This window comes from Pedobacter nutrimenti, assembly GCF_032678445.1.
Lineage (GTDB): Bacteria > Bacteroidota > Bacteroidia > Sphingobacteriales > Sphingobacteriaceae > Pedobacter > Pedobacter nutrimenti_A.
In genome coordinates, this window is sequence record NZ_JAVTSQ010000007.1 from 396875 (window position 1) to 409761 (window position 12887).

The window sequence follows — 12887 nt, forward strand, 5'->3', positions numbered from 1 at the left end:
TGAAATGAGATTCACGAAATATAGGATGAATAAGGTGGTGTTTATTCCATGCTTGCTGTTGCTGTTTGGTCAGGTTGCGTGGACTAAACATGCGATGGGGCAAGCTAAACCTGATCTGCCTTTATATAAAAATCCGAAGGCTGATATTGATGCCAGGGCTAAAGATCTGCTTTCCAGGATGACACCTGAAGAAAAATTCTGGCAGATGTTTATGATTCCGGGGGATTTAGATGGTGTTAACAAGAACCGCTACAAAAATGGAATATTCGGACTACAGGTAAGTGCCGCTTCTCAGGGCGGTGGCGGTGCCGGCCAAATGCTGACCTATAATACTCAGGAAAACGCGTATTCCCTGGCAAAAAAGGTAAATGCTATACAGAAATACTTTGTAAACGAAACGCGTTTAGGTATCCCTATTATAGCTTTTGATGAAGCGCTTCATGGTCTGGTTAGGCAAGGCGCTACTGCCTTTCCTCAAGCGATTGGCCTTGCAGCCACTTTTGATACGAAAATGATGGGCCAGGTTGCAAATGCGATTGCGCAAGAGGCCAGACTCAGGGGAATCCGGGATATTTTAACCCCCGTGGTCAATATAGCATCAGATGTTCGCTGGGGCCGTACTGAAGAAACGTATGGCGAAGACCCGTTTCTTTCTTCGCAGATGGGACTGGCTTTTGTAAGTGCCTTTGAAAAACAGAACATCATTACCACGCCTAAGCATTTTGTAGCAAATGTTGGCGACGGGGGACGTGACAGCTATCCCATTCATTATAATGAGCGCTTGCTGGAAGAGATTTATTTTCCTCCATTCAAAACGGCTATACAACAAGGAAAAAGCCGCTCTTTGATGACGGCCTATAATACTGTTGATGGTGTTCCAGCCACATCCAATGCTTACTTGTTAAGTCAGAAGCTGAAAACGGAATGGGGATTTAAAGGATTTGTGATCTCGGATGCCGGAGCAGTTGGTGGATCAAATGTATTGCATTATACATCTTCCGGTTATACCGATGCCACAAGACAGGCTGTTATTGCTGGACTTGATGTCATCTTTCAAACGGATTATGATCATTATAAATTATTTATTCCACCTTTTCTGGACGGCTCTATTCCGCAGGCAAGAATTGATGATGCCGTTTCCCGTGTGCTTAGGGCAAAATTTGAACTGGGTCTTTTTGAACATCCCTATGTTTCTGAAAAGGACGCTCAAAAGGCTCTTGATGATAAAAGCCATAAAGCAATTGCCAGACAGGCTGCTCTGGAATCCTTTGTGCTCTTAAAAAACGAAAGATCTGTCTTGCCGTTTAAAAAGATCAGCAATATACTTTTACTTGGAGAAGATGCTGTTGAATCTCGTTTAGGTGGATATAGCGGCGCTGGAAATGGAAAAATAAGTATCCTGGAGGGATTAAAACAACGTGCGGGTGATCAGGTAAAGGTGACTTATAGCAAAGGCAGTAGCCGGGATCCGATAAACTATGTTGTTGTAGACCGGAAGTTTTTAAAAGCAGATACAGCAAATGGACTCAACGCAGATTATTTTGGAAACTTAACACTAAGTGGTGCGCCTGTTTTTACCCAGGTTGATCAAGGTGTTAATTTTAACTGGACACTTTCTTCTCCTGACGAGCGTCTTGCTAAAGACCAGTATTCCGTTAGATGGAAGGGAGACATTACAGTACCATCGAGTGGAACTTACCAGATTGGTTTGGAGGGTAATGATGGTTATCGTTTATATCTAGGTAATAAATTGTTGATTGATCAGTGGGAAAAAAGATCCTATCATACACAGTTGGTACCCTTTGCATTTGAGCAAAACCAGGCTTACCCTATTCGTATTGAATTTAAAGAACCAAAAGGTAATGCGCATATCAAATTGATCTGGAATTATGGAGTTCCAGACCGACAGAAAGAAGAGTTGGAAGAAGCGGTTAAACTGGCTACCCAGGCAGATGTTGTTGTGATTGCTGCCGGGATTAAGGAAGGTGAATTCCAGGACCGTGCTATGTTGAGTTTGCCTGGTAACCAGGAGGGGCTGATTAAAGCGATGGAAAAAACAGGAAAGCCAGTGGTTGTTTTATTGGTTGGAGGGAGTGCCATTACCATGAACAATTGGCTGGAGGATGCAAGTGCTGTAGTTAACATATGGTATCCAGGCGAAGAAGGAGGAAATGCAGTTGCAGAAACTTTATTTGGAGATTACAACCCTTCAGGACGTTTGCCAATTACTTACCCTGTTCATGAGGCGCAACTGCCCTTGATTTATAACCACAAGCCAACCGGGCGGGGAGATGATTACAATAACTTAAGCGGGGAGCCTCTTTTCCCATTTGGCTTTGGATTAAGTTATAGTAGGTTTGATTATAGTGATTTGAAACTGAGTAAAAAGAAAATCCTCAGAAATGAACAAAGTATTGCGAGTTTTACTTTAAAAAATACAGGAACATATGATGGAGAGGAGGTGGTGCAGTTATACATAAGAGACTTACTTTCCACTGTAGCCAGACCTGTTCTGGAATTAAAAGGTTTCAAGAGGGTGCACCTGAAAGCTGGCGAATCGAAGACGATAACTTTTGATATCACTCCCGATATGCTGGAAATGCTAAATGCGGATATGAAAAAGACAATAGAGGCGGGTGATTTTAGAATAATGATCGGATCTTCGAGCCGGGAGTTATCACTAAAAGATACTTTGACTGTTTTAGATAAATAACGATAAAAACCAATAAAGCCGGGACGTAAAATCTCCCGGTTAAATATTACGCTAATGAAAACAACCAAATTGAACAAATTCTCTGTAATGCTTCTGCTCTTGCTGGCAGGTAAAAGTCAGGCACAAACCACTCAAAATCAAAAGATGCAATGGTTTGAAGACGCTAAGCTCGGTATATTTATCCACTGGGGGATTTACTCTGTAAATGGCATTTCAGAATCCTGGTCATTTTTCAACAACTATACCAACCATGATCTGTACATGAAGCAACTGCAGGGTTTCAATGCTTCTAAATATAACCCTGTAGCCTGGGTGGACCTGATCAAAGAAAGTGGTGCAAAATATGCGGTCATGACGTCAAAACATCATGATGGTGTTTCTCTCTGGGATACCAAGGCGCCTAAAGCCATAAGTACCTTAAATCAAAGTGCAGCTAAGCGTGATGTATTGTCACCTTTTGTGGCGGCACTGAAAAAATCGGGGTTGAGAACTGGTATTTACTATTCTTTACCCGACTGGAGTTATCCGGACTACGATGGCTTTACCCGCGACCGGAAACGTTATAGCCTGAAAGAAGAGCCTAAGCGCTGGAAAACGTTTTTAAGCTATCAGCAGCAACAGCTTAAGGAGCTATCTGTTAAATATAATCCGGACTTGCTGTGGTTTGATGGGAACTGGGAGCACAATGATGCAGAGTGGGAAGCACCTGTAATCAAACAATCTCTTGAAAAATACAATCCGAACATCATTATTAATTCCCGCTTAGATGGTCATGGAGATTATGAAACACCTGAACAAGGAATTCCTGTACTGAAACCTGAGTCAAAATATTGGGAACTGTGTTATACAATGAATGATTCCTGGGGTTATCAACCTTTTGACACCAAATATAAATCTTCTAATATGATCATTCGTACTTTGGTCGATTGTATTAGTATGGGAGGAAATCTATTATTGGATATGGGTCCGGAAGCAGACGGATCAATTGCTCCGGAACAGACGGCTATTTTGAAAGGACTTGGGCGCTGGACAAAGAAACATGCGGAAGCCATTTATGGCACCCAGACCGGTATCCCTGCTGGGCATGTGAATGCTAAAACAGCTTTGTCTAAAGATAAAAAGACATTATTTCTGTACTTAGATTATAAAGATCAAACAGGAATTGCACTTAAAGGTATTTTGTCTGACATAGAAAAAGCAGATATAGTTGGTTATCAGGGTAAAGGATTGACTTTCAGTAAGCCTGCAACGGGAGCTTATGTTTTGCAGATTGCTCCAGAAGCTTTTGATAAAGACGTGACTGTAGTTCGGGTTCAATTTAAAGAGCCATTAAAATTGACAGCGGTGACAGTACCTACCCAAACAGCCAAAGAACTGCTTACAGCAGATAAAAAGAAGTTTTCGGCGGCCTGGAAAATTAAAGATCTTGCAGATCAGATCAGCAAAGGAATTAATCCATTGGCTTCAACCAATTTAGCAGCTGATGCCCTTGATTTTAAGCCTTCAGTAACTCCTTTAGACCTTGAAGTGAATGATTGGGTGGTTAAACATGCCGAAGTGTTGTATAAAACAACTGCAGGAATTCCTGAAGGACATTATCAGGGAAGGACTGCACTTTCAGCAGATCAACAAACATTGTATCTTTTTGTGGAAGGTCAGCCAACAGGTCCGATTGCTATAAAAGGCCTTAAGAACCAGATCAACAGGATCCGGATTGTGGGTGATGGAACGATTCTTCCTTCCAGCATTTACAATAAGCTGTATTGGAGCAAAATTCCGGGGATTGTGTATATCGATGTGCCAGCAACCAGACTAGATAAAACCATGACCGTCATTGCGGTACTTTTAGACGGGCCAGCAGATTGGTACAGGGAGAAAGTTGGTGCAATAGAAAGTAATATGTAGGTGTATACTAAAAATAAAAAAAACATCCTTTTTTAGAAAAAAAACACTTAATTTAAAGGATCAAATAAAAACAATCATAATGTCTTATAACCATTCCACTTTTACAAAGAATTTGGTTAAAGGTTTTATTGGCTGCTGCCTTATATTGCCTTTTAATTCCACCAAAGTCTTTGCGCAAAATGCGAAGCACACACAACTAAAACGTTTAACTGGATATGTTGATCCATACATCGGAACCGGTGGACACGGACACGTATTTCTGGGTGCAAGTGTTCCTTATGGCGCGGTACAAACGGGTCCTACCAATATTGTGAAAGGTTGGGATTGGTGCTCCGGTTATCACTACTCAGACAATGTATTAATCGGCTTCTCCCAGATGCATCTTAGCGGTACCGGTATCGGAGATCTGGGGGATGTACTTGTTATGCCTTATACCGGCAAGGTAAGAACCAACAGAGGCACGCAGGAAGATCCAACTTCAGGATATGGCTCTCATTACGCTCATGACCGTGAAACAGCCCGTCCCGGATACTACTCCGTTCAGCTGGATGATTACAATATTAAAGCAGAATTGACAGCTTCCGAAAGAGTTGCTTTGCACAGATATACTTTTCCGAAAGATCAACCTGCCAACATCATCATCGATCTGAAAGAAGGTATCGGCTGGGATGCTCCGGTAGAAACCTTTATCCGTCAGGTAGATGAGTATACCCTGGAAGGCTATCGTTATTCCAAAGGTTGGGCAGAAGACCAACGAGTTTGGTTTGCAGTTAAGTTATCTGTGCCAGTAAAACAATTCCTGGTGTTTGATGGAGATAGCAAACAAACCGGGAACTTCGTAAAGTCGAATGCGGCCAAGGGAGTTATCTCCTTTGATAAATCTCCTGGACAGGTGATGCTGAAAATAGGTATCTCTCCGGTTAGCAGCGAAAATGCACTCGCAAATATCAAGGCGGAAATACCAGACTGGGATTTTGCCAAAACAGTGAGCACCGCTGATGCAAAATGGGAGAAAGAATTGTCTAAAGTAAAAATAGAGACAAAAGACAATGCTGCACGCCGGGTATTTTACACCGCGATGTATCATACCATGATTGATCCTGCATTATTCAACGATCACGATGGCAGCTACAGGGGCACTGATAAAAAAGTATATGCCAATCCAGGCTTTGACAACTATTCTGTTTTCTCCTTATGGGATATCTATCGTTCATGTGCGCCGTTGAGTACGATCTTGCACCCTGACAAGGTAAACAGCTTTGTGAACTCCATGCTTGCAATTTACAAACAGCAGGGCAAGTTGCCGGTATGGCACCTGATGGGCAATGAAACCAATTGTATGGTTGGTTATCATGCAGTGCCGCCTATTGTAGATGCTTATCTGAAAGGTTTTACTGGTTTTGATGCAGAAGAAGCATTTGCGGCTATGAAAGCTACGTCCAACCGTGATGATCTGGGATTGAAATATGTAAAGGAGTTAGGTTATATCCCTGCTGATAAGGAGTATGAATCTGTTTCAAAAGCCATGGAATATGCGATCGATGACTGGTGTATCGCGGCTATGGCCAAAAAAATGGGTAAAACTGCCGACTACGAATACTATAAAAAACGTGCAGGCTACTATAAAAATTATTTCGACAAAAACATCCGCTTTGTTCGTCCGCGTATGAGTGATGGCAGTTTCAAAACACCGTATGATCCGTTCAATTCTATTCATGAGAAAGGTGATTTCACTGAAGGTAATGGCTGGCAATATACCTGGCTGGTACCGCAGGATGTAGAAGGATTGATTAACCTGATGGGGGGGGATGATGCCTTTACGCATAAACTCGATAGTCTCTTTACTGCTAAAGGCGATATGGGTGCACAAGCTTCCAATGATATTTCAGGCCTTATTGGGATGTATGCTCATGGTAATGAACCTAGTCATCACGTTACCTATATGTATGCTTTTTCCGGTTACCAATGGAAAACCGCTGAAAAAGTGAGACAAGTCATGAAAGATTTCTATTTCGATAAGCCAGACGGTTTAGCGGGTAACGAAGATTGTGGCGCTATGTCTTCCTGGTATATATTCTCTGCTCTGGGCTTCTATCCTGAAAATCCGGCCAGCGGTGTTTATGTATTAGGCAGCCCGCTGTTTGATAAAGCGACCATCAATGTAGGTGCAGGTAAAACCTTCACTGTACAGACAGATGGCAACAGCCCGGAAAACATCTATATTCAAAGTATTACCCTTAATGGAAAGCCTTATAGCAAGAGCTTTATTACCCATCAGGACGTTGTTAAAGGCGGTACTATGGTGGTTAAAATGGGTAACAAACCTAATTACAACTTTGGTAAAGCAGTAGCTAACAGACCATATTCAGAAAAATAAATGAAGAAATTAGTTTTAACTCTATTATTAATTGCTGCGTTCCATCTGGGATTTTCTCAAAACAGATATGAACTGAACAGCGAATGGAAGTGCCTTCCTTTAAAGCAGGTACAAGCGGGCGGAGAACAAATCTCTGCAACAGGATATGCTTTGTCTGGCTGGAAACCAGCAACTGTGCCTGGTACGGTACTGACAACAATGCTGAACAATAAAGAAGTTCCTGATCCATTTTATGGAATGAATAACGAAAAGATCCCGGATATTTATGTAACCGGCAGGGATTACTATACCTATTGGTTTGTTAAAGACTTTAAAGAAACGGCTGCGGCCGGGCAACAGGTCTGGTTGAATTTCAGAGGAATCAATTATAGCTGCGATATCTTTTTAAATGGTAAAAAAGTAAATAAAACGCCGTATAAAGGAATGTTTATCCGCAAAGCGTTTAATGTTACCTCTTTTCTGAATAAGGATGGGAAGAATAGATTGGCCGTGATCGTGTATCCGGCAGATGTTGTCGGGGATCCTAATGGAGGACAGGGAGGTGATGGAACGATTGCCCGTGGTGTAGCACCTCAATATACGGCGGGATGGGACTGGATCCGTCCAATAAGAGATCGCAACACAGGAATCTGGGATAAAGTTTACATAGAAAAAACAGGTGCAGTTAACCTGAAGAACCCACATGTCATTACTTATGTTCCTGGTAAACGCAATACAGAAGGTCCTCAGCAGCCGGCCAGAATTCGCATGTCTGCTGAACTGGAAAATACTTCAGGTGTAAAGATGGACGGAGTACTCTCTTATACCGTTGAGGGCCAGAAGATTTCTGCAAAAGTGAGTATCCCGGCCGGTCAAACTACTGAGATTCAGTTGCCGGATCTTGAACTGAAAAACCCTCGTTTATGGTGGCCGAATGGTTATGGTAAACAGGAACTGTATAAAACCAATATCCAGTTTACGCAAAATAATGGTCAGGTATCTGATCAGGAAGCTTTGTCTTTTGGTGTGCGTGAGATTCAGGCCATATGGAATACAACAACTGGCAGTAAGGAAATTTTGGTGAATGGTCAGAAGATCTTTATTAAAGGAGGGAACTGGATCATATCTGATGCGATGCTTCGTTTTTCACAAGCCAGATATGATGCCGAGATCCGTTATCATAAAGACATGAACTTGAACCTCATCCGGATTTGGGGAGGAGCACTCGTGGAAAGACCCGAATTTTATGATGCCTGTGACAGAAACGGCTTACTGGTCATGCAGGATTTCTGGATGTCTGGCGACTGTAACGGACGCTGGCAGGATCCGGCAAAAAAAGATGATCAATGGACCAGGAGACAGTATCCTGACGATCACCACCTTTTCCTGGAATCGGCAACAGATATGATCAAAATGGTACGTAACCATGCCTCGCTGGCCATCTGGTGTGGAGGAAATGAAATTACCCCGCCAAATGATATTCTTGTGCCCTTAAGGGATTCTATTCTTCCCAAACTGGATGGCACAAGATGGTTTATCGATTATTCGAATTCGGATGAAATGTCTTTAAACACCATTGGCGGAAATGGAGATGGTCCTTATACCATACAACCCATTTCTACATTTTGGGAGAATAAAACGTTTCCGTTCAATTCTGAAGTAGGATCTGTAGGGGTTGGTGATTACGAATCGCTGCAAAGATTTATTCCTGAAAAAAATCTGATTGCGCCGGAATACACAGGTAAGGATAAACATGGCCGGGCTGTGGAAAAAATAGATTCCGTATGGACCTATCATACTTATGATGGCGTAGGTTATGAGGCCTTTATTCTTCCTTATGGAAAACCGGAAAATGCCAAGGATTTTGCAACGAAGGCACAATTGGTAAATTATGACCAATACCGCGGGCTGATCGAAGGTTTTAGTTCACATATGTGGAACTGGTATACCGGGGTAATCATATGGAAAACCCAAAATCCATGGACATCAACACGAGGACAGATGTATGATTATTACCTGGATCCCAATGCCTGTTTATATGGTCTGCGTTCTGGAAGTGAGATGCTGCACAGCATGTATAATCCTGTAGATGGTATGGTAAGTATTGCCAATAATGGCTTTCAGCAAAAGACAGACCTGATGCTTGTGGCTACCTCTTATGATATGAAGGGAAAGTCTAAGTTGCTGAACCAGATCTTTTGTTATGTAGAGCCTTCTACAGTAAAAAAAATCTCTTCATTAAAACCAGTTGTAGATGCTTTATCTGCTGAGGAAGGTTCATTCCTTTCTCTACAATTACTGGACAGGAATAAAAAAGTTGTAAGTGATAACTTTTACTGGATGCCTGACCAGAAAGGGAATTACTCAGGATTGAACAAGATGCAAAAGACCACTTTAAAAGTGAGTACACGTCAGCTTGGCAGCAATAAAGTAGAAGTAACTTTGTTCAATTCGGCTCAGAATCCGGTTGCTTTTTTCAACAGGATTTCTTTAGTAGATGCGGGTACGAAACAAAGAATACTTCCTGCATTTTACGATGATAATTATGTGTCATTACCTCCTGGTGCAGAGAAAAAAGTGGTGGTTGAATATACTCCGGAATCCGGAAAGAAATATGGCCTAACCATTTCAGGCTGGAATGTGGAGGCTACTTATACCGACATCCGGTAAATTTTATAATAATACAGAACAGAAAGCCGTGGTTTTATAAACTACGGCTTTCTGTTTTAAGGGGCCTGAACCCCTGAGCGTTTATGCTGTCTGTATTTGGCAAGGTTGATCAATAATACACTTCCCAGTATGATCAGCAAACCAAAAAACTGTATAAGGGTAATCCTCTCACTGGTAAACAATAAGCTGAGTATAACAGCAACTACAGGGTTTACATAAGCATAAGTACTGACCTGTGTGGCTGGTCTCACTGTAAGTAACCAAACATATGCACTAAAGGCGGCTATGGAGCCAAATAAGATCAGGTAAATGATCGACAACCAGGCATCAAGGGATACTTCTGTCCATTGAAAGTGCTGGTACTCCGAATTGAGCAAGCTGCCGGGAATAAAAGCAATTCCTGCGGCCAGCATCTGCCAGGCAGTACCTGCAGATACCGATATTTTATTGTCTGCATGATATTTTGAATAGAGCGAGCCGCCCGCCCATCCGATAGGTCCAATGACCAGGAGGCACATTCCTACAATCTGAACTGTACTTTGGGTAGTGCTTAAAGCGTGCAGCAACTGTTCTCCAAATAGAAAAATAACACCGATAAAACCTATAATCAGGCCGGCTACGGTAGACTTGCTCTGCAGGTTTTCTTTCCATTTTGGTTTGTCAAGTATCACAAACCAGATAGCAGCTGACGCAACCATGATGGCCACGAGCCCGCTTGGAATGACCTGTTCTACCCAGATCACAATGCCATTGCCAATCCCCAGCATAAGTAAGCCGCTAATGACAGCTGTTTTGATACTTTTTCTGTCAAATATATTTTCGCCCTTTAATTTACACCAGCTCATCAGAAGAAGTCCGGCAAGGATAAAACGGAATGTACCTAAAATAAATGGCGGGAAGCCGTTCAATGCCTTTTGAATGAAAAAATAAGTAGAGCCCCATACAATATAGACCGTAGCAAATGCAATGTAGACCAGGATGGGGGAGGCGTTTTTTTGTAGACTGGACATAAAGATTGTTATTTAGTATTCAGGTATTTTTAGCTGTTGTTGCTCTTTTACGGTCTCCAATACAATAGTGGTGCGAATAGAGAGTATATTTTTTATTTTACTAAAGGAATTGCGCATCAGCGCCATCAAAGAAGCAGAATCAGCCGTTCTCACTTTAACAAGATAGCAGTCATCGCCAGCAATGATATGTACTTCCTGTACCTCTTCAATTTTTGCAAGTTCTTTAGCTGTGTCTACACAACCAATACTGTCTGATGCTTTAAGAGAAATGAATGCCAGTAATTTAAGATCTATGGCAGCTGGGTTTATCCTTGTGGTGTACTGAACAATCACCCCCTTTTGTTCGAGCTTCTTTACCCGTTCCAAAATGGCAGAAGGTGCCATTTCCAAATCTTTGGCAATTTGAACATTGGATACTCTGGCATTTTCCTGCATCAGCCTTAAAATGGCCAGATCTATTTTGTCTAATGTAAGATTGTTTTCGATTATCATTCTGTAAATATATGAATAAACAGAATAATATTCATAATTATATTAAAAATTGTGTTTTTTGTTCTATATTTGCAGCTCGATATTTTACCTTGAATTGTGATGAGAAAGAGACTTTTGAATTTACCACCCTTACCTGCTGTTTTACTGGCCATCATTAGTGTACAAGCAGGGGCGGCAATTGCAAAAGGTTTGTTTCCCATACTTGGGGCCGCAACAACAGCTTCCCTGCGAATAGGATTGTCGGCATTAATTCTTCTATTGGTTAACCGGCCAAAATTTAAATCTTTAACCCGCGTGCAATGGAAGGCTGTGATCCCTTACGGTTTGTGTCTTGGCGCAATGAACTTTATCTTCTATATGGCCATCAAAAGAATTCCTTTGGGGCTTGGAGTAACTCTTGAATTTATCGGGCCGCTTTTAGTGGCTATACTTGGTTCCAAACGTATTGCAGATTATCTATGGGTTTTGCTGGCCGGTGCCGGAATTGCATTGATTGCCCCCTGGAATACGACAGGGATAGATCCTCTTGGTGTCGGACTGGCTTTATTAGCCGGTGCTTTTTGGGCTGGATACATTGTTATGGGTGGTAAAATATCCCGGCTGATGAAGGGAAGTGATGCTGTTAGTATAGGAATGATTTTCGCAACGGTACTGATCCTGCCCTTTGGTATGGCTAGTGGTGGTTTTTCCCAGCTTACACCTGTATTACTCTTTTCAGGTCTTGCTCTGGCTTTGTTATCAAGTGCAATTCCTTTTACGCTCGAAATGCAGGCACTTCGTCAAATGCCTGCGCGGACTTTCAGTATTCTGATGAGCATGGAGCCCGGTATAGCTGCATTATGTGGTTTGGTTTTCCTGCATGAACACTTGTCCTTTAAGGAATGGCTGGCAGTAACATTGGTGATCGTTGCAAGTGCCGGAGCAACATTAACCGCGAAGCGGGACAAGCTCTAGTTATTGTTTTTGTTGTAGCGTTATTAATTTCATCTCCGTTTTAAAGGTAGTTACACTTAAAACCTTTATATGAAGATGACATTTTTTACGAAATCAGCTAAGAAACATTTAATCGCGTCGGCATTAGTAATGCTTGGTATACTGGGCTTTCAATCCTGTAAAAAAGATGAAGCTCCGGTTAGTCCAGACCTTGCTTATTTATCTGTGGTGAATACCTCGCCAACTTCTGCAACTTATAATTTTTACCTCAATGATGCTAAAGCAAATGGAACAAGTGCATTGCCTTTCGAAGGTTCTGTAGCCTATTTTCCTGTAAATGCAGGTGACTATAATGCGAAATTTACAACAGCGTCGAATACCGAAAGTGTCATCACCAAAAAGATCTCTATAGCCAGAGAACAGGCGTATACCCTATTTCTGATTGATAAAGGGGATAAACTTGATTACCTGCTCAATACAGATGATTTAAGTAAAACCACTGAGAAAGCTTTTATCAGGTTTATTAATCTATCACCTGATGCAGGTGCTTTGGATCTGGCTATAAAAGGAGGAGCAACCATTATAGGGGATAAGGCCTATAAAGCCATTAGTACTTTTGTAGAGATTGATCCAAAAGCTTATGAATTTTCCATCAGGGATAAAGGCGCTGCTGATGCAAAATTTAGTCTGGCCAGCATGGATATTGCTAAAGGAAAATATTATACAGTGATTGCAACAGGACTTGTTGTTCCGGGTGCCGATGGAAGGGCATTCGGCGGAAAGGTAATCACTAATAAATGATCCAGGC

At 41.9% G+C, this 12887-nt stretch carries 8 protein-coding genes; 6 read left to right on the top strand and 2 right to left on the bottom strand.

All coding sequences use genetic code 11. The annotated features are described in order from the left end of the window. The first annotated feature begins 4 nt into the window (after nt 1–4). The 4 genes from R2S08_RS15175 (at nt 5) to R2S08_RS15190 (ending at nt 9644) form a co-directional block, all read left to right on the top strand. A complete protein-coding gene (locus R2S08_RS15175; protein ID WP_316835932.1) occupies nt 5–2713 on the top strand; it encodes a glycoside hydrolase family 3 N-terminal domain-containing protein in 2709 nt (902 codons plus the stop codon). Nucleotides 2714–2767: 54 nt separating this feature from the next. Then, on the top strand, nt 2768–4618 hold the full coding sequence (locus R2S08_RS15180; protein ID WP_316835933.1) for an alpha-L-fucosidase: 1851 nt from the start codon (nt 2768–2770) through the stop codon (nt 4616–4618). Between the two features lie 79 nt (nt 4619–4697). After that, the gene (locus tag R2S08_RS15185) at nt 4698–6995 is read left to right on the top strand and encodes a GH92 family glycosyl hydrolase (protein ID WP_316835934.1); all 2298 of its coding nucleotides are present in this window, start codon (nt 4698–4700) and stop codon (nt 6993–6995) included. After that, nucleotides 6996–9644: a glycoside hydrolase family 2 protein gene (locus tag R2S08_RS15190; protein ID WP_316835935.1), complete on the top strand. Its 2649-nt coding sequence runs from the start codon at nt 6996–6998 to the stop codon at nt 9642–9644. It begins immediately after the preceding gene. 56 nt (nt 9645–9700) lie between these two features. Here the strand turns inward: R2S08_RS15190 and R2S08_RS15195 are convergent, their stop codons facing one another. Both R2S08_RS15195 and R2S08_RS15200 read right to left on the bottom strand, forming a co-directional pair. Next, entirely contained in the window at nt 9701–10654 is a 954-nt protein-coding gene (locus tag R2S08_RS15195) for an EamA family transporter (protein ID WP_316835936.1), read from the bottom strand. A 12-nt stretch (nt 10655–10666) separates the two neighbouring features. Continuing rightward, nucleotides 10667–11146, bottom strand: coding sequence for an Lrp/AsnC family transcriptional regulator (locus tag R2S08_RS15200; RefSeq protein WP_316835937.1), 480 nt, complete (start codon nt 11144–11146; stop codon nt 10667–10669). A gap of 99 nt (nt 11147–11245) precedes the next feature. Here R2S08_RS15200 and R2S08_RS15205 point away from each other — a divergent pair, with 99 nt between their 5' ends. Together R2S08_RS15205 and R2S08_RS15210 are read left to right on the top strand one after the other, a co-directional pair. Continuing rightward, nucleotides 11246–12100, top strand: a complete 855-nt coding sequence (locus tag R2S08_RS15205) for a DMT family transporter (RefSeq protein WP_316835938.1) — start codon at nt 11246–11248, stop codon at nt 12098–12100. Nucleotides 12101–12169: 69 nt separating this feature from the next. Beyond that, the gene (locus R2S08_RS15210) at nt 12170–12880 is read left to right on the top strand and encodes a DUF4397 domain-containing protein (RefSeq protein ID WP_316835939.1); all 711 of its coding nucleotides are present in this window, start codon (nt 12170–12172) and stop codon (nt 12878–12880) included. The last annotated feature ends 7 nt before the right edge of the window (nt 12881–12887 follow it).